Consider the following 21139-nt stretch of genomic DNA (forward strand, 5'->3'; position numbering starts at 1 on the left):
GCCCGCGGTTAACCGCACGACGGTCGATGGGTCATCGCAAACTGGCGCATGGTCTCCGGGATAGCTGGCCCCGGCTAGCGTGAAGGTCACGCACCCGCTCGAAATTCGAGGCGCTGGTCGAGTATCTATTGCAGCGGACCATCGAGCACTGCCTCAATGCGCTGAAGGCCGCGGGCCTCGATGCTAAGTGCGTCGCGGAGGTGGGCACACCGAGCTGCGAACCACCAAGATCACGGCTGTCCGAGGTCGCTCATTCTCCGCCGATCGAGGCGGCAATCTGTTCGACAACGGTTCTCAGCGGTGCATCGATATCGACAGTTATGAATTGCTCGTCGCTCTCTGGCGGTTCGAGTGCGGCGAACTGGTTGTCGATGAGGCTTATCGGCATGAAGTGTCCGGTCCGGATAGCCATGCGCGCGCCAATTAGTTCCCGGCTGCCTGAAAGATGGATGAGGGTGACCGGTGCGCCGGCCTCGCGGCGGATGTGGTCGCGGTAGCTGCGCTTGAGCGCCGAGCAGCCGAGGATCAGGGCCTCGTCCGGTTCGGCAAGCCTCAGGCCGACGTGGGTCAGCCATGGCCAGCGGTCGTCGTCCGTCAGCGGCTCGCCACGGCTCATTTTCGCGATGTTTGCCGGCGGATGCAGGTCGTCGCCGTCGAGATAGATGGCATCGATGCGCATGGCGAGAGCCGTGCCGACTGTCGTCTTGCCGCAGCCGGCGACCCCCATCAGCACGAGGCGTTGCTGGTCGAGAGGGATGTCCATGTCAGAGCGATGCCGTGATGCCGCCGTCGACATAGAGCACGTGCCCGTTGACGAAGGAGGAGGCATTCGAGGCAAGGAAGACACAGGCGCCGACAAGCTCCTCCACTCTTCCCCAGCGGCCGGCGGGCGTGCGCTTCTCCAGCCACTCGGAGAAGGCCGGATCGGCGACCAGTGCGGCATTCAGTGGCGTATCGAAGTAGCCCGGCGCGATCGCGTTGCATTGCAGGCCGTATTTCGCCCAGTCCGTCGCCATGCCCTTCGTGAGGTTGCCGACGGCGCCTTTGGTCGCAGTATAAGGCGCAATGCCCGGACGCGCGAGCGCGGTCTGGACGCTGGCGATGTTGATGATCTTGCCGGCGCCGCGGCCGATCATGTGGCGGGCGACGGCCTGGCCGACATTGAAGACTGTCGAGATGTTGGTCTTCAGGAGGCGTTCGAAGGCGTCTTCCGGAAAATCCTCCAGTGGAGTGCGGTGCTGCATGCCGGCGTTGTTGATGAGGATGTCGATGGCGCCGACCCCGGCCTCGAACGCATCGATAGCCTCGCGTACGGCCGCGTGTTCCGTTGCATCGAAGGCGAGCGTGTGCCCGGCGCCAAGGTCCCGCGCCGCGGCGGCGAGCTTGACCGCATCGCGGCCGTTGAGGACGATTTCCGCACCTGCGGCGGCCAGCCCCCTCGCTAGCGCAAGGCCGATGCCCTGCGAGGAGCCGGTGACGAGCGCGCGCTTGCCCGTCAGGTCGAACAGTTGGGTATTCATGGGCTTCCTTCCATGGAGCTCAGGCAAGTCCTCGCCGGTCGTCGACAGGCGAGGAGGGTAGTGTCGGGTCAATGCCCCAGCAGGTGCGGCACTGTGGTGCTGATCTGCGGCACGAAGGCGAGGATCAGGAGGTATACGATGAGTATGCCGATAAAGGGCAGGGCGTGTTTGACCACATCGACAAACCGCGCCTCGGCGATCGCACTGGTAATGAAGAGCAGCACGGCGACGGGTGGCGTGACGGCGCCGAGCTGCGTCGTGACGATCATCAGAATGCCGAGATGCAGCGGATCGAAGCCGAAGGCCTGCCCGACATAGGCGGCAACAGGAACGAACACGATCAGCACCGCAAGGCTTTCCAGGAACATCGTCAGGACGAGGATGATGCCGAGCAGGCTGAGCAGGACGACGTGGCGGTCGCTGGAGATCGATTGCAGCAGGGCGAGAACCGACTGGTTGAAATTGACGTAGGAGAGGAGCCAGCCGAGCGCGCCGGCGACGGCGATGATGCCGACGACCATGGCGACGGTGACGGCCGCATCCAGGAAGATGCCCGGCAGGTCGCGCAGACGGATCTCGCGATAGACGAACATGCTGACGATGGCCGAGTAGAGGCAGGCCGCGACGCCCGCTTCCGTGGCCGTAAAGACGCCAGCAAAAATGCCGCCGAGGATGATGAACGGTGCCAGAAGCGCCACCCATGCACCGCGGATGCCGTTAAGTATTTCCCGGAACGTGGCGCGCTTCGTATGATGACGCAAGGCCGGATATTGCGGGAACATCGCAAGGATCCGGATGAAGCCCGACAGCAGTGCGGCAAGAAGCAGACCGGGAACGATACCCGCCATGAAGAGGCCGCCGATCGAGACACCCGTCATGGCGCCATAGACGATCATCGTCATCGAAGGGGGAATGATGGGGCCGATGATGGCCGCGACCGCGACGATACTGGCGGCGAGGCCAGGCTGGTAGCCCTGTTTCTTCATCGACGGGATCATGATGGAGCCGATCGATGCAGCCTCGGCCGCAGAGGAGCCGGAGACGTTCGCCATGGCCGTGCAGGCGACGACACTGGTGTGGCCAAGGCTGCCGCGCAGATGCCCGACGAGCGTCTGAGCGAAGGTCACGAGCGCGCCGGAAAGCCCGCCCTTGGACATCAGCGATCCCGCAAGGATGAAGTAGGGCAGCGCGAGCAGGCTGAAGGAATCCAGCATGGCGAAGGTACGCTGGGCGAAGAGCGCGAAATTGACGCCGGGCATGACGAAGATGCCGGCCGCGCTGGTCAGGCCGATGGCCAGCAGCACGGGTAGACCCACCCCGACCAGAGCGAGGAGGCCGCCGAAGAGAAGAATGAGCGTCATGCTGCCGATACTCCCAGCACCTTCTGAAGCAGCCGGTCCACGGCCGTGAAGACGAGATAAGCCCCGCCGATGAGGAGGCCGAGATAGACCTTGTCCATCGTCACGCCCATACCCGGGCTGGTCTGCCGCCAGGCGACGCCCATCAGCGTTGCGGTTCCGGAGATGATCGCGACACCCAAAACCAGCCAGGCGAGATCGATGATCCAGCCGAGGACCAGCGCGCCGCGGGCACCGAGTGCGTTTTGGAGAATATCGACGCCGATATGGGCGTTGCGGCGATAGCCGATGGGCACCGCGAAGAAGACCAGCCAGATATGGCTGTAGCGCTGGAACTCTTCCGACCAGCTCAGCGTGCTGCCAAGGAGGAACCGGTTGACGACCTGCCACAGCGCGGCGAAGACCATGGCAGCGAACAGGATGACGACCGCGATCTCGAACAGCCGATGAACTGCCGAGAAGAGCGTGTCGAGCGGCCCGGGAAGCGTCGCGACCGGCTTACCCGGCGTCTCCTTCTCGACCGTATCGAAATCAGATGTGACATGCATCGCAACCCCTCCCTGCGACGTGGCGGGCAGATCGGCCGGGCCACTCACGTCCCGCCGCCGTCCGCCTTTGTTGATTGACCTGCCGGTGCCGCCTCAGCGGAACTTCGCCTGCATCGTTCCGATGCCGGGAATGGCGTCCTTGAGATGGGCGTGCCGCTCCTCGAAATGCTGGAGCAGCCCGCGCTTCGTCCGGCCGGCGAGGATGGTGAAGATATATTCGGCATGGCCCGGCGAGGTGACCGTCGGGTGATAGCCGCCGGCGACCAGCACTGTGTCACGGTGACCCGTCATCACGACCTGTCGCGCCTCGCCTTCATGATAGAGGAACTGACCACCGAAGCCGGTCTCGGGCTGGAAACGGTAATGGTAGAGCTCCTCGTGATCCGTTTCGCCGTCCCGGTCCGTATCGTGCTTGTGGGGCGGGTAGCCCGACCAGCAGCCCTGTTCGCAATAGAGCTCGCTGACCAGCAGGCGGCCGCTGCGACCTTCGCCGTTCTGGCCGAGAAGGTGGTAGATGTCGCGCCGCGAATGTGTATCGCTGGAACCGACGGCGACCATCTCCACCTCTTCCGGCGTCACGCGAAACGGAGGGTACTCCTCTGCGCAGCGCGCGCCGGCAATGGCGACCTCGCAATCCCTGAGCGCCTCGATGGTGATCGCGCCGCGGCTGCCGGCGTAGACGCTGTCTGCGCGGCCGTCCCAAATGCTCTGTCTCCCGCCGACGGCACTGAAACCGTGCCTGCCGACATGGATATCGACGAGGCCGTGCAGCGGCACGATATGCGCTTCCAGCTCTTCACGCTCGAAGACGTGGCGTTCGCCGGCCCTCAGCCTGACGAGGTTGAAGTAGATGAGCGAAAGGTGTCCGCCCGGCACGACGATGGGCTGGTTCTCGTTGTCGTGCGCGTGAATGTGAAAGGACATGGCATTCTCCGGAATGGACGGCGCCCGCAAGGGGCGCCGCTAATAGGGTCACTTCGCCGCGGCGCGGATCTTTTCGAGGAGCCCGGTGGCTTCGAAGGATGTGGCAAGCTCGTCCTGCACGCTTGCGGCAGCCGACTGGAGCGGTGCCGTATCGACCTGCGTGACATTGACGCCTGCATCGGCCAGAGCTTTGAGGGCTTCGCCTTCGCGCAGCGGCGCCAGCGAACGCTGTGCATCGCGGGCAAACCACGCCGCCTTTTGCAGGGTCGCTTTGTCGGCTTCCGACAGCGAGCTGACGAACGTATTGGAGCAGACGAATGCCAGCGGGCCGTAGAGGTGACGCGTCAGCGCGTAGTTGTGCGCGACCTCGTTGAACTTGTTTGCGAGGATGATGGAGGCATTGTGCTCAAGCCCGTCGAGCACGCCCGTTTCCATGGCCGTGTAGATTTCGCCGAATGCCATCGGCGTGGCATTGGCGCCCATGGCGTTGATCGCCTTGACGTAGGTATCCGTCGGGATCGTGCGGATCTTCAGGCCCTTGAGGTCTTCGACATTAGTGATGGCCTTGTTGGTCGTGGCAACGTTGCGATAGCCCCAGCTATCCAGCCAGGCGACGACTTCGAAGCCGCTGTCGCGCAATGCGGTCTGCAGCTCCGTGCCGACCTCGCCGTCGAGGACGCGATGGACATGGTCGTAGTCCTTCCAGAGGAAGGGCAGGTCGAGTACGCCGACCTTCTTTTCGAAGTTGCCCAGGATGGCGGTGCCGGAGATGATGCAGTCGGCACCGGAGCCGAGCTGCATAGCCTCATAGACCTCACGCTCCTGGCCGAGCTGGTTGTTCGGGTGAATGGTCACGTTGAAGTTGGTTCCGAAGTCCTGTGCATACTTCTGGAACAGCCAGGATGTCGTATGGATTTCGGATTCCATCGAGTCCTGATGCGCATGCGCGAGCTTGAGTTCGACGGCGTGAGCCGACAGGCTCATAAGCAACGCGAAGCCCGCGCCGCCAACGAAAGTGGCAGTCCTCATTATTCCCTCCCAGGGTGTTGAATTACCTTGCCGCGGAGCGCGGATCAGGTTTCGGCGTCGAGTTCGCTGTAGCGCGTCCCCGTCATGATCAGGTGCCGATGCATGGCATGGCCCGCCGCGTCGGCGTCGCCGCGCTCGATGGCGCGCAGGATCGTCGCATGCTCCTCCAGCGCCTGGGTCGCACGCCCTGCATCGCAGGTGCCGCTTTCCTTGGCGCTGGAAATGATGCGGGGCGCGAAGACGCTCACCATGGAGTGCAGTGCCTCGTTGCCGGTCGCCTTGGCGACTTCAAGATGGAAGAGCACGTCCAGCTCTATGGACGGCCGGTTTTCGGCAACCGCAGCGACATGGGTTTCATGCACTGCGCGGATGGCGGCGATCGCAGCCTTGCCAGCTCTTTCCGCAGCCAGACGCGCCGTCTGCACTTCAAGAATCCTGCGTGCCTCGACCATGTCGGCAGGGGCCGGATCGGCAATCGACAGCATATTGGCGATAAGACCCGAAATGCCCGAAGACGTCATGTTGTCCTCGACCACCGTGCCGCTCTGCGGGCGCGTGCGCAGAATGCCGAAGAACTCCAACTTGAGAAGCGCTTCGCGCACGGCGCTGCGTCCGACGCCAAACTGTTCGGCGAGGGCACGCTCCGCCGGCAGCCGATCACCGGGCTTGATGACACCGTGTGCGATGAGGGCGCGGAGCTGTTGGATGATCTGCTCGGACGGACTCGTGACGTCGATCCGGCTCAATCCCTTCAGAACTTCCATCCCTGCCTCCCAATGGCATCATCCGATTGCCATGGGATAGCATCGACGAATAAATTGGTCAACCAGTCGCTAGTTGCCAAGATGGGTGATTTTTAGCACCTTCAAAATTCGAGCACTTATCAAACTGCGAATAATGTCGAAGCACGCATACGTTGCTGCTGGTTCGAGTCCCTTCAAAACCCAAAGAAACCTCGATTATGCAGCCCACGCTGACCTGCAAATTCGACTTGCTATAACCGCATCCAGCGAAACCCATCCCGGCCCGCGCGCCGCGATGAACAGCAGGCAGGCGGCCCAGGTGCCGTGGGTCGGCCAGGCGGCGGGATAGACGAAGATCTCGATCACCAGCGTCATTCCCAAAAGCGCCAGCGCGGACAGCCGGCTGGCGAGGCCGATGACCAGCAAGATCGGGAAGAAATGCTCGGCGAAGGCGGCAAGATGGGCGGCGAGCCAGGGATCGACGAGCGGCAGCTTGTACTCGTTCTCGAAGAGATAGAGTGCGTTGTCGGAGAGATGCCAGCCCTCGACCTTCGTCTGTCCGGACTGCCAGAAGACGGCAGCGATGGAGAGCCGGGCGACAAGCGCTATGAGATCGTTCGGAATGGTGTTCAGGATTTTCAGGCCCTGGTCGACGATTCTCTGCGGCAGGGGCTGGACGAGGTCAGGCATGGTTTGGGTTTTCATCGGTGTCGTCCTGGCTGATGGCGGCGAAGGCTCCCGAGCGGAGCAGCACCGCGAGGTTTTGTGAGAGATCGAAGTCTGCGTGCCCGCGCATGGCGGCCTGCGCCGCGACGGCGAGCGTCGCGCCCTCGGCGAGCCTGCGGAAAAACACCGCGCCGCCGGGCGATAGCGCGGTCACCTCGACGGTCAGGTGCGGGCGGGCGACAAGGGCGTGTTCGTCCCGCCACACGTCGATCGGCGCGAGCATTCGTTCACCGGCATTCATCGCCCAGATCGTCACCATTGGATAAGGCGAGGAGAGGATCGACAAAGCCGGGTGCGGCGTGAAAACAAGCGCGCCGAGCCCGGCGGGATCGATCGCGGCGAGCGCTGCGGGGGCAAGGGTCGCAACGTCCGCCGCGTGATAGGCCCGCCCGCGGGCGATTTCGAGCCGCATGACGTCGGGAAGGTAGACGACCTCGCGCGCGGGCGCGAAGGCGGCGACGAAATCGGGGAACTCATCGCCATAGGCGAGCAGGACCGGAGAGCGTGGCGGATGGACCTTGATGAAGGCCCGCGCCATGGCCCGCAAGAAATCCGGTCCGACGATGTTTTCCGCGGCGGGAAAACGGGAGGCGAGTGCCGCGATCAGGCTTGCGGTGACATTGTTGCGATAGACGGCGTAGCGCCGTTCGGGTGTGGCGGTGTTCCAGGCCACCAGCCCGGCGGGTGTGGGTGTCGTTCCTAAAAGGCCCGCAGCAAAGGTGCTCTCGAGGGCGGCGGACATGGCTCAGGCCGCCCTTCTGCGCGTGGCGGCATCGAGCAGCCGTTGCGCGGAGATCGTTTCGGCGCGCAGCACCGGCCAGGCGGGTACGTCGTTGTCCCATTCGATCAGGCTCGCAACCGGGCCGATCCGGTCGAGGACGGATTGATAGAGCGCCCAGACGGGATCCTTCACCGGTGTGTCGTGGCTGTCGATCAGCAGCGGCGCCCCAAGGTCGTCGATACTCTCGGAATGGCCACTCAGATGAATTTCGCGCACGGCCGTGATCGGGAAGCGGGCGATGTAGTCATGGGGATCGAGATTGTGGTTGATCGCGGCGACGAACACGTTGTTGACGTCGAGCAGCAGGCCGCAGCCGGTGCGTTGCGCGACCTCGGCAAGGAAGACGGTCTCCTCGATCGTGCTCTCCGCGAAGAGCAGATAGGTTGCGGGATTTTCAAGCAGCATCTGACGGCCCAGGGTGGTCTGCACCTGATCGACATGCTCGACCACGCGGGCGAGGGTCTCCTCGGTGTAGGGCAAAGGCAAGAGGTCATTCAAAAACACGCTGTCATGGGTCGACCAAGCAAGGTGTTCGGAAAAACTCTCCGGCTGGTAGCGGTCACACAAGACCCGCAGCCGGGCGAGGTGATCGCGGTCGAGCGGCTGCATCGAGCCGATCGACAGGCCGACGCCGTGGACGGAGAGCGCGTAGTCCTCGCGCAGCCGGCCAAGCTGGGCATGTGGCGGACCGCCGGCGCCCATGTAGTTTTCCGCATGGACCTCGAAGAAGCCGACAGGCTGCGGCTCGGCCAGGATATCGGCGAAATGCTCGGGCTTGAAACAGGCGCCGGCGCGGCGCGGAAGAGCGGAGGCAAACATGGGGCACCTTTCTTGAGGGAAGCGACGGCGCCGGCTGGCGCCGTCCGTCTGGTGGCGGGCCGTGGCTATCAGGCCGGTGCCATGCCCTGCTCGAGCATGCCGTGACCGGTGGGCGTCTTCATCGAAACGCAGGTGCCCTTCGGAACGAGCTTGAAGACGTTCTGCTGGTAGTCGATCTTCGACGTGCCGGCGCAGGTCGTGCCAGCGCCCGCGGCGCAGTCGTTCTGGCCCTTCATCGCGATGCCGTAGCACTTTTCCTTGCTGTCGTCGGCGGTGGCGGGTGTTGCGATGGCGGCGAGCGCGGAAGCGAGCGAACCGGCAAGGGCGAGGGTGGCGATCGTGGTTTTCATTCTCTGTCTCCGTTTTCGGGACAGCCGCGATTGGCTGTGCATGGACGGCTACGGAGAGGGGTTGCACTTCGTTACAGGGCCGGTGCGGATTTTTCTGCCGGCCTCTTGCGAAGCGGTCGCCGACACAAAAAAAGGCCTTGCGCATCAGGCTCTTGGGCGTGTTACAGATTTCTTGTCGCGGGCAAGGTAACAAAATCGTGTTGCCCGACGTAGGGTGGGAAACGGTGAATCAGTCGACGCGCGAAGAGGAATGGGCAGCCTGGCTGCGCCTCGCCATCAAGGGCGACGCGCAGGCCTATAACCGTTTCCTCGTCGCCGTGACGCCGCAATTGCGCCGCATGGCGCGACGGCGATGCGACCAGTTCGGCGCACCGGCAAGCGAGGCGGAGGATGTGGTGCAGGAAGTGCTGCTCGCCATCCATCTGAAGCGCGGCACCTGGGATCCGTCTCGGCCGCTCGGGCCGTGGCTGACGACCATCGTACGCAACAAGCTGGTCGACAGCCTGCGCCGTCGCGGCCGGCATGTGAACGTACCGATCGAGGATGTCGCCGATTTCCTCGAGGCGGGCGACGAGACGCATGAGGCCGCCGACCGGCTCGACACGGAAACCATGCTGGCACGGCTGAGAGACCCGCAGCGCGATATCGTCCGGTCGATTTCGATCGAGGGGCAAGGTATCCGCGAAACGGCGGCACGGCTGAAGATGACGGAGGTCGCGGTGCGCGTCGCCCTGCATCGGGCGCTGAAATCGCTGGCCGCCCTCTATCGGAGCGAATGAGATGAAGACGGACGACCTGATCACCCTGATGACGCATGATGCGCCGGTCGGCATGCGCTACGGCCGCGCACTGATGATTGCGCTTGGCGCGGGCATCGTCGTCTCGGCCGTGCTGCTCGTCGTCACCGTCGGCCTGCGGCACAACATGGCGAGCGTTTTCGAGACGGCGCGTGTGCTCTTCAAGATCGTGGTCACTCTCGTGCTCGCCGTTCTCGCCGCCCGGCTTGCCATGCGCATCGGCCGGCCGGGGGCGGAGACTCGTTTCCCCGCTCTGTTGCTCGGCGTGCCGCTCGCGATGGTTGCTGCCGCTGTCGCCGTCGAACTCTCCGTGCTGCCTGATAAAGCCTGGCGGGCGAGCCTCGTCGGGCAAAACGCATTGTTCTGCCTGTTCTTTGTGCCGGTCCTATCGCTGGCGCCATTTACCGGCCTTTTCTGGGCATTGAAAAAAGGTGCGCCGCAGAACCCGGCGGCGGCCGGTGCCACTGCCGGCCTTGCCGCCGGCGCCATAGCTGCCGCGATCTACGCCTGGCATTGCCCTGACGATAGCCCGCTGTTCCTGGCCACCTGGTACACGATCGCCATTGCTGGGGTCACTGCCGTGGGCGCGCTGCTCGGCCGACGTTGGTTGCGATGGTAGACGCTGATCAGCTTCTCCAGAAGCGTGGCGTCAACACGACAAGAACAGTCAAGACTTCGAGACGGCCGAGCAGCATCATCAGCGACAGAAGATAGAGGGCAGGGTCGGATATCGTGGAAAAGTTTCCGGCGGGGCCAACAATTGGGCCGATGCCCGGGCCGACATTGGACAATGCGGTAATGACTGACGACGTCGATGTCAGAACATCGTAGCCCATCGCGGCCATCGTGAGGCTTCCCGTTGTCCAAAGTGCTAGATAGGTCGTAAAAAACAGCATGACGCTTCGCTGCAGGTCCGGATCCACGGTCATCTTACCATAGCGCACTGTGTGGATGCCGTCAGGGTAAATGAGTTTGTAGAGGCCGGTGCGGATGAGGTTGAAGAGAATGATGAAGCGATAAGCCTTGATTCCACCGGCTGTCGATCCCGAACAACCGCCCATGAACGTCATGAAAAATGCCATCGTCACAACGAACGGCCCCCACAGCGTATAGTCCTCGCTCGCGAAGCCGGTTGTGGAGAGAATTGTTGAGACGGTGAAGAAAGAATGGGCAAGCGCCGCATGGAACGGCACGCCGTTTTGCAGCCGGTGGTAGATTGCGATGGCAGTCGAAAACGCCGCGAGATAGGCGAGGAAGACCGCGATTTGCGGATCGCGCAATGCATTGAGGCGGCCACGGACCATGAAGACGATCAGGACTGAGAAGGGTAGGCTGCACACAGTCATGAAGAAGGTGGCGGCCCATAGCAGCGGGAGGCTTTTGAAATAACCGAAGGAGGCGTCATGGGTTGAAAAGCCGCCGGTAGCCACGGTCGCCATGGCGTGGTTGATGGCATCGAATTGGCTCATGCCGAGAACCGCGAAGGTGAGCGCACAAGCGATGGTGATCAGCACGTAGATGAGGACAAAGGCCCGGGTGAAGCTTGCAATCCGGGAGAAGGGCTTATCGTTGGTATCCGAAGATTCCATTTTGAAGAACGAAATCCCGCCCACGCGCAGGTACGGCATGACGAAAAGTCCAAGCGCCACGATGCCGATGCCGCCGAGCCAGTGGAGCAGGGACCGCCACATCAATATGCCGGGCGGCGCATGATCGAGGCCGGCAATGACGGTGGATCCCGTCGTCGTGATCGCCGAAACGGATTCGAAGAGTGCCTTCGCAAATCCCATATTCAGGGACGACATCATGAAGGGTAAGGCGCCGACAAGCGAAAACACCAGCCACAGAGCGTTGACGAGGAGGAAGCCCATCTTTCTGTTGAAAGGTGGAGGACCTGCGCGGGTCGCCGCAGCGGTGAGAAGCGAGAAGAAGCCGACCGTCGCTGACGAAAGAGCGAAGACCAGCCAGTCGCGATGCCCGAAATAGACATCCACTAACGCCGGAAACAACATGGCGGCGGCCAGATATAGGCCGCAGATTGCCGATATATGGATCGCGGCACGGAAATTGACAGCGTTCACATCGCTCGCCTCAGATTCTGGTCGGTTGGTAGCACGGACGGTCAACCTTGACGAGATCGTCTGCCGGCATCTGGGTGGGTATGATCGAGAAAATGTGATCAGAGTTCATCGGGCTCTATTGCAATTGCTCACGATTGGAATTGCTCACGTCGAGCCCTTAGATTTTGCTCGTCGGCGTGTGCTGCGTGCGCCACGGGATCCCCCGAAATGATGGAGACTTCGGTCAACTTTCCAACGCGGGAGTGCTCTTGGGATCGATCGTTGCCGGAGTGGCGGGGTGCATCGTGCTCTCGATGGCGCGACGACGAGCGAGAACATGGCGGTTACGCCCGTGTCCAGACGTCGTGGTCGATCTTGCCGTTCGGTTTGGGTTAGGCACCGGGGTCAAGGCGCGGCTCGCCGGTCTTCTTCTGCTCGAAGCAGTTTTTGTGGACTTCGCCACGGTAACGGAGAGCACTACAATTGCGACTAGATTGACAGAAGCCATCAGCCCATCGCGGCATCCGTCATGTTAAACGCGATCGTGGTATAGGCGCCCAGATGACCTTGGCCATGAAGCAGGACGGCGACGCGGAGCGCGGTGATCGTGCCCCTGTTGTCGAGCTTCAGAAAAACGATCGCGTTCTCCGAATAGGGAGGTGCGTTTGGGCTGCCAAACTACGCGTCGATGGTTCGGGATGCTTCAAAAGCAAATGACAGTTCAACAGAAACGCAGGCAGGCATATCTGTAGATTTTCTAACAGATTTTCCATTTCTTCTAAATTGAGCTAACCCCTCTTCGATCCTACAGTGTGAATCACAGGCCGCTGTGGGAGGCGGCTGAGAGAGGCGCGGCGCTTGCTGCGTTTTTCGGAGGAGAGTCATCGATCAGCACATCCTGTTTGCCGGAGGGCGGTTCAGCCTGTTATCCGGAGGGCTTTGCGCATCGATATTCCGGCCGAGCACTCTTCAAGTTTTCCCCAGCCGAGGATGTTGAAATGAACCTTTATTCACTGCTTTCCCTTCGCGCCGCCAACGGGCGCCCCGTGCGGGTCGGCCTGATCGGTGCGGGCAAGTTCGGGTCGATGGTGCTCGCCCAGGCACAGCGCATCGCCGGCCTGCATATGGTCGCGATTGCCGATCTTGATGTCGGCAAGGCGAAGGAATCGCTCCAGCGTGTCGGGTGGCAGAAGGAGCGCTATGCCGCAACGAGCTGTGGCGAGGCGATCAAAACCGGAGGAACCTTCGTCACCGACGATGTGAAGGCGCTCTTCGAATGCGGCGAGATCGAATGCATCATCGAGGCGACTGGTCATCCGATCGCCGGCACGCGTCATGCGCTTGGCGCCATCGAGAGCCGCAAACATGTCGTGATGGTCAATGTCGAAGCCGACGTGATGGTCGGCCCGATCCTCGCGGAAAAGGCGCGCGCCGCCGGGGTCATCTATTCCATGGCCTATGGTGACCAGCCGGCGCTGATCTGCGAGCTCGTCGACTGGGCGCGCGCCACCGGCTTCGAGGTCACCGCCGCCGGCAAGGGCATGAATTTCGAGCCGCGCTACCGCTATTCCACGCCGGATACGGTATGGGGACTGTTCGGCTGGACCGAGGAACAGGTCGCTGCAGACAACCTCAACCCGAAACTCTACAACTCCTTCACCGACGGCACCAAGGCAGCGATCGAGATGGCAGCGGTCGCCAATGGCACGGGCCTCGATTGCCCGGATGACGGTCTGGCCTTTCCGCCAGCCGGCCTGCATGATCTTGCCCGTGTCTTCCGTCCGGCAAGCGACGGCGGCCGCATGGCCCGGTCCGGTCTCGTCGATATCGCGGCGAGCCAGGAGCCGGATGGCCGCGAGGTGTTCAATAACATCCGCTACGGCGTCTTCGTGACCTTCAAGGCGCATAACGAATATGCCCGCGCCTGCTTCAAGCAATACGGTCTCCTGACCGATCCATCGGGCTGGTATGCCTCCATGTGGCGCCCCTTCCACATCATCGGCCTTGAGACGTCCGTCAGCGTTCTCTCTGCGGTGCTGCGCAATGAGCCGACGGGCTGCTCCAAGGAGTTCCGCGGCGATGCCGTAGCGACCGCCAAGAAGGATATGCAGCCCGGCGAGATGCTGGACGGTGAGGGCGGCTACGCCGTCTGGGCGAACGCCATCCCGGCGACGCGCAGCCTCGACCTCAAGGCGCTGCCGATCGGCCTTGCCCACAATGTCAAGCTCAAGCGGCCGATCAAGAAAGACCAGATCGTTTCCTTCGATGATGTCGAGCTGGTCACCGATCTCGATGTCGTGTCCCTGCGCCAGGAGATGGAAGATCGTTTCCGCCCGGTGCGGACCGCGGCCGAGTGATCGGGAGACGGCGATGCCCACACCAGCCTTTGTCGTGATTGCGGAATTCCAGGTGAAGCCCGGCAAACTGCCGGCCTTTCTGGAGGCGGCGCGGGACGATGCTCAACACTCGCTGGCGGACGAGCCTGGCTGCCGGCAGTTCGATGTCATCTGCCCGGAAGGTGCCGGCGATACAGTGGTCTTCTATGAAGTCTATGACAGCCGCGCCGCATTTGACGCGCATCTTGAAACGCCCCATCTGGGGCGTTTCCGTCAAGCCTTTCCTCCGCTCATCATCGAGGAGCGGCCAGTCCGGTTCGCTGAACGACAGCACCCCTGAGCGCGAAGGAGACGTTATGAGCGACGCGATCGCAACCATCGCCGTTCTGGGTACGGGTATCATGGGCGCTCCCATGGCCGAACGGCTGGCCGATGCCGGCTTCACCGTCACGGCATGGAACCGGACGGCGGAAAAGACCGCGTCGCTCGCCGCAAAGGGAATCGCGGTCGCCAACAGTGGGGTCGAGGCTGTCGCAACTGCCGACGCGGTCATCTGCATGCTGAGCTCAGGCCCGGTTTGTGAGGCTGTTCTGGCGGGGCCGGACGGCGTGATCGCCGGCATGAGGACCGGCTCCGTGCTGGTCGTCATGAGTTCCATTCCGGTCGAAACGGCCGTAGCACTCGCGACTGCCGCTGCCGCGCGGGGGATCGCCTGTCTCGACGCGCCTGTCTCGGGTGGCGAGAAGGGGGCGAAGGACGGCACGCTCGCCATCATGGCGGGGGGCGATGGCGCGGTGGTCGGGCAGCTGCGCGATGTCTTCGCCTGTCTCGGGCGGGTAACCCATGTCGGCCCGTCTGGCAGCGGAGCGCTCACCAAGCTTGCGAACCAGCTGATCGTCGCCTCGACGATCTGCGCCGTCGCCGAAGCGCTGACGCTTGCCGAAAGCGGCGGTGCCGACCCGGCGAAGGTCCGCGAGGCGCTCCTTGGCGGCTTTGCCGATTCGACGGTGTTTCGCCAGCACGGTTTGCGCATGGTGGAAGGCAACTTCCGGCCCGGCGGCCCGGCAAAATACCAGGTAAAGGACACATCTACCGCAATCGCCTTCGCAAGGTCGCGTGCATTGAGGCTTCCGGTCAGCGAGGAGGTTGACCGGCTCTTCCAGGCAATGGTGGATCATGGCGACGGGGACCTTGATCACAGCGGCATCATTCTGGAACTGCAACGCATGAACCCGCGCGGGGGCCATTCCGCGTAGTCAAAATTGGATAATCAAACGGGAGGAACGACATGAAACACTTTACTCTTCGCGCCATGCTCGCAGCGGCGACCATGCTCACTGCATCGTTTGCACAGGCCGAAACGCTGACGCTCTCGACGCCCGATCCGGATAACTCGGAAATCACCGTCGCGGCCAACAAGTTCGCGGAACTTGTCGCGGCCAAGACGAATGGCGAGCTCACGATCAAGGTCTTCCCGAACGGCACGCTCTATGGTGGTGATCCGTCCGGCGCGGTCAAGCAGCTTGCCGGCGGCTCGCTGGACATGCTCCTGCTTGCCACCTCGCTCTATGCCAATTTCAATCCGAAGTTTTCCGCGATCTCCATTCCCTACCTGTTCGACGACGAGGCGCAGCTGCGCGGCTATCTCTCCGGCGAGCCGGGGCAGGAGTTGATCTCGGATCTCGGAAATATCGGCATCAAGGGCATCAATCTCTGGCCGCGCCCCTTCCGCCAGATGACGAACTCCAAGCATCCGATCGAAAAGCCGGAGGACCTGTCCGGGCTGAAATTCCGCGTGCCGAACAATCCGCTCTGGGTTGAGTTCTTCAAGAAGATGGGGGCTGCCCCGACGCCGATGGCCTTCGCCGAGGTGTACAATGCGCTTCAGTTGAAGGTGGTCGACGGTCAGGAGAACCCGATCAACGTGCCGCTCAGCGCGAAGTTCTACGAAGTGCAGAAATACGCGTCGATCACCAACCATATGGGTGACGGCTGGGTGCTCGGCATCAATCCGGCGAAGTTCGACGGGTTGAGCGATGCGCACAAGAAGGCACTTGAGGAAGCCGGAAAGGAAGCGGAGGCCTGGAAGGTCGAGAACGATGCCGCGACGGCGGAATCGACGATCGCCGAACTCGAAAAGCATGGCATGGAGGTCAACCGGCTGACACCGGAGCAACAGAAGGCGTTCGTTGCGGTTTCGAAGGAGCTGTTTCCGGTCTTCGCCGGTCTTGTGAAAGATCAGGCATTCTTCGACAAGACCGTCGCCGCCGTCGGCAAGAACTGATCCGCAGTGCCAGCCGGATCGGCCGTGCGGCGGGTCCGGCAAGGAGGACACGCCATGGACAAAAATACTTCTTTCCTCGGCGGCGCGCTGAAGGCTGCGACGGACATCGCCGCCGGTATCGCCGTGGTCGGCGTGCTTCTCGTCGTCCTGATCCAGGTCGCCAGCCGCGTGCTGGGTATGCCGGTCTCCTGGACGGAGGAGGCGACCCGCTATCTCTTCGTGTGGATGATCTTCCTTGGCCTCGCTGCAGGATTTCGGACTGTCGAGACTGCCCGTGTCACCGTGTTGATCGCGATGATGCCGCGCGTCGTTCGGCGGCTGTCGCTGCCGATCTACGTGGCGTCTTCGGTCATCTTCTTCACGCTCACCGGCTGGACCGGCTATCACCTCGTCCAGCAACAATTCATGATGAACGAAACGGCGGCGACCCTTGCAGTTCCCATGTGGCTGATCGGCACAATCATGCCGATCAGTGCCGTGCTTGCGGTCCTCGGCATCGTCGAATCCCTCAGGACGCGCCGCGATCTCATCGAACTTGCAGATCCCGCGCAGGGCATGCCCGAATTCACGCTCGCTGAAAGCGCCACGCCGAAGCCGGAGAAAGAGCTATGAGCCTCGTCCTTCTCGCCCTGTTCCTGTTCATGAGCGCACTTGGTGTGCCGCTCGCCGTGGCGCTCGGCCTCGCCAGCGTCATCGCCATCGTCGCCTTCACATCGACGCCGGTCGATCTTCTGGCGCAGAGCATGTTCTCCGCCATGAATTCGTTCCTGCTCGTAGCCGTTCCGCTCTTCATCCTCGTCGGCGTGCTCATGGAGCGCGGCCGCGTTGCGGAAAAGCTGTTCGACTTTGCCGAGGCTATCGTCGGCTGGCTGCCCGGCGGCCTTGGCCATGTGAACGTTGCGTCCTCGGTGATCTTCGGTGGCGTGTCCGGTTCCTCCGTCGCCGACATCGCCTCCATCGGGGCAATCGAGATCAAGGCGATGGAGCGTCATGGGTTTCCCAAGGGCTATGCCGTCGGCATGACACTCTGCACCTCGACGCTTTCCTCGATCATCCCGCCTTCGATCCTCATCGTCATCGCGGGGTCGATCGCCAATGCCTCCATTGGCACGCTGTTGGTTGCCGGTCTCATTCCCGGCCTGTTCATCGCGCTGATGTTCATGGTGTTCAATCATTTCTATGCCGTGCGTTACGGCTATAATCCCCCAACGCCGTTCAACGTGCGACTGGTCGTCACGACCGGCATCGCTGCCATTCTGCCCATGTTGACGCCGGTGATCCTGCTGATCGGCATCGTCGACGGTTATTTCACGCCGACGGAAGCGGCCGGCATCGCGGTGCTGTACACGCTCTTCCTGTCTGTCGTACTCTACCGCACCATCGCGCCGCGCGAGCTTCCCGGCATCTTCATCGAGACCGCGCGCACCTCGGGTACTATTCTCTTCATCGCGGCCACGGCGAAGCTCGCCGCCTGGGTGTTCACCTATGATGGCCTTCCGGCGCAGGTCGCGACTTTCCTCGGGGCGATCAGCACAGGTCCCACCATGGCGCTGATCCTGATCTTCTTCTTCCTCATCGTCGTCGGGATGTTCATGGATGCAATCGCCGCCATGTTCATCCTCATCCCCGTGCTGCTGCCGCCGGCTGTTTCGCTCGGCGTCGATCCCATTCACTTCCTGATCGTCATGGTGATCACCCTGACCCTCGGTCTCGTCACGCCGCCGGTGGGCGTCTGCCTCTTCGCGGTCGCGCAGGTGGCGAAAATGTCGATCGAGGATGTGGTGAAGGGATCGCTCGCACCAATGTCGATCCTTATCGCGGCTATTCTTGCGCTGGTACTCTTTCCGGAACTGACGCTCGCGCCGATCCGCCTGCTCGGCCTCTATTGAAATGGCGGCACGAAACGAGACGATCCATGACGGCTTCCTGGTCGTCATGGGCACGGCAGGAACCGGGAAATCCGAGATCGGGCGCCGTCTTGCGGCAAGTCTGCAGTGCGATTTCGTCGAGGCGGACGAGTTGCACACGGCGGAAAGCGTAGAGCAGATGCGCAAGGGCGTCGCACTGACCGACGTCCAGCGCCAGCCCTGGCTTCACGCCGTCTGTGACAGGGCGCTTTCCCTACCGACCGGCCCGGCTGTCATCGCGTGCTCGGCATTGAAGCGGAGTTACCGCGACTTGATGCGGGCGCGGCTCGGCGCCGTTCGTTTTCTCTTTCTCGATGGTCCGGCCGAGCTGATAGCGGCTCGTCTCCAGGCGCGGCAGGGGCATTTCGCCTCCGTTGCGCTGCTGGAAAGCCAACTCCTTACCCTGGAGCGTCCAAGTGCCGAGGAGGGAGCGATCGTGCTCGACATCGCCTTATCGCCGAACGACATTACGACTACGGCGCTGGCTGTTCTCGATGAGACTAGGACGCGTTCCTAAAACCGTCTGCCGACCTGCGCCGACTGCCAGACGTCGCGTTCCGAGCGCAGCCAGTCAAGAAAGAGGCGAACCTTCTTCTGTCGCAGATGATCGCGCGGGCAGACGATCCACTGGGTCACGATGCGCAATTCCGGTGCAGCCGCAACAGGACAGACCAACCGACCGTTTTTCAGTTCATCATCCATCATCAATGTGCTTTCCAGCGCGATCCCCATGCCGCGTGTCGCGGCATCGATTGCCATATGGCTGCGGTCGAACAGCACGCGGCGCCAGCGTTCACCGGGTGCGACCTCGGCGAGCTGGAACCACGTTGCCCATTGCGCCTGCGATTTCACCGAATGGATGAGCCGGTGGTTTGGCAGGTCTTCCACATTCAGGCTGCCGGGCGCTGCATAGTGCGGGGCGCACACCGGAATGAACTGCTCTTCAGCGACACCCTCTACAAAAAGGCCGGGCCAGCGCCCGTTGCCGTGCCTTAGTTCGATATCTACCAGTTCCTGGTTGAAATCGGTTGGCTCGTTGGTCCCGTCGAGGCGCACTTCCAGATCGGGATGCCGATCGAGCAGTGCACCGAGCCGGGGAAGCAGCCATTTGTTGGAGAGGGTCGGCGTGGCGCGAACCGTGAGCGTCGTGACCGAGCGGAACCCGCGGATCGTGCCAGTCGCTTCCTCGATATCTTCGATTTGCTCGGAGATCATCGAGAAGTAACGCTCGCCGGCTTCGGTGAGCGCGACACCGCGACCCGCCTTCGTCAATAGCGCGACGCCGAGATGGGTCTCCAGCAATTGGATCTGTTGGCTGACCGCAGACGGCGTAACGCCCATCTCGTCTGCGGCACGCGATATGCTGCCGGCACGCGCTGCGGAGTGAAAAACCACGATTGCCTTGATTGGGAGTTGCATTCCGCCCTCGAATTGGCCTGCGCGACGTTAATCCAATCTGGGGGGGAGCGAAATGGTGTCCTCGGTCGGGTACCTCGAAAAGACGCAGTACTGCAATGCAAAATGGGCAGGCCACGCTTCGACCTTAACCTGATAGATTTCCTGCGTTTTAGAAGGATAGACAGCCATGCTCGACAACACATCTGCTAAGCGCGTGAGTTTCCGCGAAAAGATCTGGCATGCCATCTTGCGGGAGCGCGGCCGTGAGGTAAAGCGGACGCTTGAAAGGCGCTCTCGATAATAGCCTGCATCCCTCACAGGCGGAGATTTGGCTTTAAACCAGTTTTTGCCCTTAAGAGAGGCCCCTGAACTGTGGTTGGTTCTCGTCTGCGGAGCGCCGACCGATCGGGGTGTGTTCGTGGGGGACAACGACTTGGTATCGGTTGCCAAGGGGAGGGTTCGGTTGCTTGCAACTTCCCGCGTGCTCGACATGGCCTCCGGTAGCGCCACGCGTCGCATTTCGATCTTGAAGACCAGTTCCTATCAACGAGCAGGAACTCTACATGTCTGATCTCAACCCCAAACTCTCTTGATGGCATCGAAAGCGGCGGTGATTGCGGGGTCTTCCATACGAGCCTCCAGGCAGAGGAAACTCAGTGTCGTCGAGATTTTGACGTTCTCAGCGATGACGAGGCCATGTGCCTGTTGTTCATGAAGGGCAATCGACTCTCGGCAAAGGCTCAATCCCACCCCCGTCCGCACCATGGCAACCATGGACGTCTCCTGATCCACCTGGGCGACGATATTTTGCCGGACACCTAAATCGGCAAACCGGCGCGACAGCAAGCGATTGTGGACCGAGGCCTGCGGTGTGCCGATCCAGGGAAGCGCTGCGAGCTGGGACCAATCGGCGCTGCGCACGAAGCCGGTGAGCGCCGGCGGAGCGACGACGCGATACGTCAGTTGCGCCAGTTCACGGGCATGGAAAAGCGATGCGGCATTCTCCTCGATCGTATCGGCGGAAGGATCGTAGTCTCTTGGGTCGCCAAGAAAGAAGCCGGCATCGAGTTCGTTTCGCTTCAGCCCCTCCGGGACATCGCCGCTCATGCCGTGGCGTAGTGTGGTTTCTATGCCCGGTCCACTTTCGATAAGCGCTTTCAGAAAGGCGCCCAAGCGGGTGAATTCCGGGTCGATGATCGTGCCGATCCTGAGCTTCCCCCGGACGCGCGTCGATAGATGTCCGGCTGTCTGACCAAAATCCGTCAGCGCCGCCAGAACCTGCTCGGCCTTGGCAGCCAACAGCGCCCCTTCCTGCGTCAACTCCAAGCCCGTGGAGGTTCGCCGGAACAGGGAGAGGCCGGTCTCTGCGGCAAGGCGTTTCAGTTGCAGCGTCACGGCCGGTTGCGTGACATGCAAGAGCTCCGCAGCGCGGGTGACGTTGCCCTCCCGCGCCACGGTGACGAATGCCCTTAATGTTCTCAGGTCAATCGACTGCAGCATATTAGTTTCATTTATAATGTCTTCTATCATTTGTCATTGGATTTTCCGGCTAAACCTCA

23 protein-coding genes are annotated in these 21139 nt (G+C 62.1%); 9 read left to right on the forward strand and 14 right to left on the reverse strand.

The annotated features are described in order from the left end of the window. Positions 1–250: 250 nt before the first annotated feature. The 11 genes from ACOZKU_RS09895 to ACOZKU_RS09945 all read right to left on the reverse strand — a co-directional run bounded on the left by ACOZKU_RS09895 (position 251) and on the right by ACOZKU_RS09945 (position 8798). The gene (locus tag ACOZKU_RS09895; RefSeq protein ID WP_421578728.1) at positions 251–763 is read right to left on the reverse strand and encodes a gluconokinase; all 513 of its coding nucleotides are present in this window, start codon (positions 761–763) and stop codon (positions 251–253) included. A 1-nt stretch (position 764) separates the two neighbouring features. Continuing rightward, on the reverse strand, positions 765–1520 hold the full coding sequence (locus ACOZKU_RS09900; RefSeq protein ID WP_421578729.1) for an SDR family oxidoreductase: 756 nt from the start codon (positions 1518–1520) through the stop codon (positions 765–767). 68 nt (positions 1521–1588) lie between these two features. Continuing rightward, positions 1589–2881 carry a TRAP transporter large permease gene (locus ACOZKU_RS09905; protein ID WP_421578730.1) on the reverse strand — a complete coding sequence of 431 codons (1293 nt, stop codon included), beginning with the start codon at positions 2879–2881 and terminating at the stop codon, positions 1589–1591. Beyond that, on the reverse strand, positions 2878–3426 hold the full coding sequence (locus tag ACOZKU_RS09910; RefSeq protein ID WP_421578731.1) for a TRAP transporter small permease: 549 nt from the start codon (positions 3424–3426) through the stop codon (positions 2878–2880). The genes ACOZKU_RS09905 and ACOZKU_RS09910 overlap by 4 nt, the downstream gene beginning before the upstream one ends. A 93-nt stretch (positions 3427–3519) precedes the next feature. Next, entirely contained in the window at positions 3520–4350 is an 831-nt protein-coding gene (locus ACOZKU_RS09915; RefSeq protein WP_421578732.1) for a 5-deoxy-glucuronate isomerase, read from the reverse strand. A 48-nt stretch (positions 4351–4398) separates the two neighbouring features. Beyond that, positions 4399–5379: a TRAP transporter substrate-binding protein gene (locus tag ACOZKU_RS09920; RefSeq protein ID WP_421578733.1), complete on the reverse strand. Its 981-nt coding sequence runs from the start codon at positions 5377–5379 to the stop codon at positions 4399–4401. Between the two features lie 44 nt (positions 5380–5423). Continuing rightward, complete coding sequence (locus ACOZKU_RS09925) at positions 5424–6143, reverse strand: FadR/GntR family transcriptional regulator (RefSeq protein WP_421578734.1); 720 nt, start codon at positions 6141–6143, stop codon at positions 5424–5426. Positions 6144–6338: 195 nt separating this feature from the next. Further along, positions 6339–6827 (reverse strand): DoxX family protein, encoded by a 489-nt coding sequence (locus ACOZKU_RS09930; RefSeq protein ID WP_421578735.1) that lies wholly within the window; start codon positions 6825–6827, stop codon positions 6339–6341. After that, positions 6805–7590, reverse strand: a complete 786-nt coding sequence (locus ACOZKU_RS09935) for a putative DNA-binding domain-containing protein (protein ID WP_421578736.1) — start codon at positions 7588–7590, stop codon at positions 6805–6807. Before ACOZKU_RS09935 ends, ACOZKU_RS09930 begins: the two co-directional genes overlap by 23 nt. A gap of 3 nt (positions 7591–7593) precedes the next feature. Next, positions 7594–8448: a DUF692 domain-containing protein gene (locus tag ACOZKU_RS09940; RefSeq protein WP_421578737.1), complete on the reverse strand. Its 855-nt coding sequence runs from the start codon at positions 8446–8448 to the stop codon at positions 7594–7596. A 68-nt stretch (positions 8449–8516) separates the two neighbouring features. Beyond that, positions 8517–8798, reverse strand: coding sequence for a DUF2282 domain-containing protein (locus ACOZKU_RS09945; protein WP_313527661.1), 282 nt, complete (start codon positions 8796–8798; stop codon positions 8517–8519). 224 nt (positions 8799–9022) lie between these two features. On the opposite strand from ACOZKU_RS09945, the gene ACOZKU_RS09950 reads away from it, so the two are divergent. Both ACOZKU_RS09950 and ACOZKU_RS09955 read left to right on the forward strand, forming a co-directional pair. Next, positions 9023–9577 (forward strand): sigma-70 family RNA polymerase sigma factor, encoded by a 555-nt coding sequence (locus tag ACOZKU_RS09950; RefSeq protein WP_421578738.1) that lies wholly within the window; start codon positions 9023–9025, stop codon positions 9575–9577. Position 9578: 1 nt separating this feature from the next. Continuing rightward, entirely contained in the window at positions 9579–10214 is a 636-nt protein-coding gene (locus ACOZKU_RS09955) for an NrsF family protein (protein ID WP_421578739.1), read from the forward strand. 7 nt (positions 10215–10221) lie between these two features. Here ACOZKU_RS09955 and ACOZKU_RS09960 read toward each other — a convergent pair whose 3' ends face one another. Beyond that, entirely contained in the window at positions 10222–11676 is a 1455-nt protein-coding gene (locus ACOZKU_RS09960) for a TrkH family potassium uptake protein (protein ID WP_421578740.1), read from the reverse strand. A 977-nt stretch (positions 11677–12653) separates the two neighbouring features. Between ACOZKU_RS09960 and ACOZKU_RS09965 the strand changes: the two genes are divergently transcribed. The 7 genes from ACOZKU_RS09965 to ACOZKU_RS09995 are packed head-to-tail and all read left to right on the forward strand — an operon-like array spanning position 12654 to position 18699. Beyond that, positions 12654–14012, forward strand: a complete 1359-nt coding sequence (locus tag ACOZKU_RS09965) for an NAD(P)H-dependent oxidoreductase (protein WP_421578741.1) — start codon at positions 12654–12656, stop codon at positions 14010–14012. 13 nt (positions 14013–14025) lie between these two features. Next, positions 14026–14331, forward strand: a complete 306-nt coding sequence (locus ACOZKU_RS09970) for a putative quinol monooxygenase (protein ID WP_421578742.1) — start codon at positions 14026–14028, stop codon at positions 14329–14331. Positions 14332–14347: 16 nt separating this feature from the next. Continuing rightward, positions 14348–15247, forward strand: a complete 900-nt coding sequence (locus ACOZKU_RS09975; RefSeq protein WP_421578743.1) for an NAD(P)-dependent oxidoreductase — start codon at positions 14348–14350, stop codon at positions 15245–15247. A 32-nt stretch (positions 15248–15279) separates the two neighbouring features. Further along, positions 15280–16275: a DctP family TRAP transporter solute-binding subunit gene (locus ACOZKU_RS09980; RefSeq protein WP_421578744.1), complete on the forward strand. Its 996-nt coding sequence runs from the start codon at positions 15280–15282 to the stop codon at positions 16273–16275. Between the two features lie 54 nt (positions 16276–16329). Beyond that, on the forward strand, positions 16330–16887 hold the full coding sequence (locus ACOZKU_RS09985; protein ID WP_314091876.1) for a TRAP transporter small permease: 558 nt from the start codon (positions 16330–16332) through the stop codon (positions 16885–16887). Beyond that, on the forward strand, positions 16884–18164 hold the full coding sequence (locus ACOZKU_RS09990) for a TRAP transporter large permease (protein ID WP_314091878.1): 1281 nt from the start codon (positions 16884–16886) through the stop codon (positions 18162–18164). Before ACOZKU_RS09985 ends, ACOZKU_RS09990 begins: the two co-directional genes overlap by 4 nt. Before the next feature lies 1 nt (position 18165). Then, positions 18166–18699 carry a gluconokinase gene (locus ACOZKU_RS09995; RefSeq protein WP_421578745.1) on the forward strand — a complete coding sequence of 178 codons (534 nt, stop codon included), beginning with the start codon at positions 18166–18168 and terminating at the stop codon, positions 18697–18699. Here the strand turns inward: ACOZKU_RS09995 and ACOZKU_RS10000 are convergent. Together ACOZKU_RS10000 and ACOZKU_RS10005 are read right to left on the reverse strand one after the other, a co-directional pair. Beyond that, positions 18696–19601, reverse strand: coding sequence for a LysR substrate-binding domain-containing protein (locus ACOZKU_RS10000; protein WP_421578746.1), 906 nt, complete (start codon positions 19599–19601; stop codon positions 18696–18698). The two genes, ACOZKU_RS09995 and ACOZKU_RS10000, sit on opposite strands and share 4 nt — an antisense overlap. Positions 19602–20153: 552 nt before the next feature. Beyond that, the gene (locus tag ACOZKU_RS10005; RefSeq protein WP_421578747.1) at positions 20154–21080 is read right to left on the reverse strand and encodes a LysR family transcriptional regulator; all 927 of its coding nucleotides are present in this window, start codon (positions 21078–21080) and stop codon (positions 20154–20156) included. Between the last annotated feature and the right edge of the window lie 59 nt (positions 21081–21139).

Origin of the sequence: Shinella sp. M31 (assembly GCF_049199205.1) — a bacterium.
Lineage (GTDB): Bacteria > Pseudomonadota > Alphaproteobacteria > Rhizobiales > Rhizobiaceae > Shinella.

What these genes read in the sequence shown, in the direction of transcription:
- ACOZKU_RS09895 (WP_421578728.1), bottom strand. Translation starts at nt 763, where the DNA reads ATGGACATCCCTCTCGACCAGCAACGCCTCGTGCTGATGGGGGTCGCC.
- ACOZKU_RS09900 (WP_421578729.1), bottom strand. Translation starts at nt 1,520, where the DNA reads ATGAATACCCAACTGTTCGACCTGACGGGCAAGCGCGCGCTCGTCACC.
- ACOZKU_RS09905 (WP_421578730.1), bottom strand. Translation starts at nt 2,881, where the DNA reads ATGACGCTCATTCTTCTCTTCGGCGGCCTCCTCGCTCTGGTCGGGGTG.
- ACOZKU_RS09910 (WP_421578731.1), bottom strand. Translation starts at nt 3,426, where the DNA reads ATGCATGTCACATCTGATTTCGATACGGTCGAGAAGGAGACGCCGGGT.
- ACOZKU_RS09915 (WP_421578732.1), bottom strand. Translation starts at nt 4,350, where the DNA reads ATGTCCTTTCACATTCACGCGCACGACAACGAGAACCAGCCCATCGTC.
- ACOZKU_RS09920 (WP_421578733.1), bottom strand. Translation starts at nt 5,379, where the DNA reads ATGAGGACTGCCACTTTCGTTGGCGGCGCGGGCTTCGCGTTGCTTATG.
- ACOZKU_RS09925 (WP_421578734.1), bottom strand. Translation starts at nt 6,143, where the DNA reads ATGGAAGTTCTGAAGGGATTGAGCCGGATCGACGTCACGAGTCCGTCC.
- ACOZKU_RS09930 (WP_421578735.1), bottom strand. Translation starts at nt 6,827, where the DNA reads ATGAAAACCCAAACCATGCCTGACCTCGTCCAGCCCCTGCCGCAGAGA.
- ACOZKU_RS09935 (WP_421578736.1), bottom strand. Translation starts at nt 7,590, where the DNA reads ATGTCCGCCGCCCTCGAGAGCACCTTTGCTGCGGGCCTTTTAGGAACG.
- ACOZKU_RS09940 (WP_421578737.1), bottom strand. Translation starts at nt 8,448, where the DNA reads ATGTTTGCCTCCGCTCTTCCGCGCCGCGCCGGCGCCTGTTTCAAGCCC.
- ACOZKU_RS09945 (WP_313527661.1), bottom strand. Translation starts at nt 8,798, where the DNA reads ATGAAAACCACGATCGCCACCCTCGCCCTTGCCGGTTCGCTCGCTTCC.
- ACOZKU_RS09955 (WP_421578739.1), top strand. Translation starts at nt 9,579, where the DNA reads ATGAAGACGGACGACCTGATCACCCTGATGACGCATGATGCGCCGGTC.
- ACOZKU_RS09965 (WP_421578741.1), top strand. Translation starts at nt 12,654, where the DNA reads ATGAACCTTTATTCACTGCTTTCCCTTCGCGCCGCCAACGGGCGCCCC.
- ACOZKU_RS09970 (WP_421578742.1), top strand. Translation starts at nt 14,026, where the DNA reads ATGCCCACACCAGCCTTTGTCGTGATTGCGGAATTCCAGGTGAAGCCC.
- ACOZKU_RS09975 (WP_421578743.1), top strand. Translation starts at nt 14,348, where the DNA reads ATGAGCGACGCGATCGCAACCATCGCCGTTCTGGGTACGGGTATCATG.
- ACOZKU_RS09980 (WP_421578744.1), top strand. Translation starts at nt 15,280, where the DNA reads ATGAAACACTTTACTCTTCGCGCCATGCTCGCAGCGGCGACCATGCTC.
- ACOZKU_RS09985 (WP_314091876.1), top strand. Translation starts at nt 16,330, where the DNA reads ATGGACAAAAATACTTCTTTCCTCGGCGGCGCGCTGAAGGCTGCGACG.
- ACOZKU_RS09990 (WP_314091878.1), top strand. Translation starts at nt 16,884, where the DNA reads ATGAGCCTCGTCCTTCTCGCCCTGTTCCTGTTCATGAGCGCACTTGGT.
- ACOZKU_RS09995 (WP_421578745.1), top strand. Translation starts at nt 18,166, where the DNA reads ATGGCGGCACGAAACGAGACGATCCATGACGGCTTCCTGGTCGTCATG.
- ACOZKU_RS10000 (WP_421578746.1), bottom strand. Translation starts at nt 19,601, where the DNA reads ATGCAACTCCCAATCAAGGCAATCGTGGTTTTTCACTCCGCAGCGCGT.
- ACOZKU_RS10005 (WP_421578747.1), bottom strand. Translation starts at nt 21,080, where the DNA reads ATGCTGCAGTCGATTGACCTGAGAACATTAAGGGCATTCGTCACCGTG.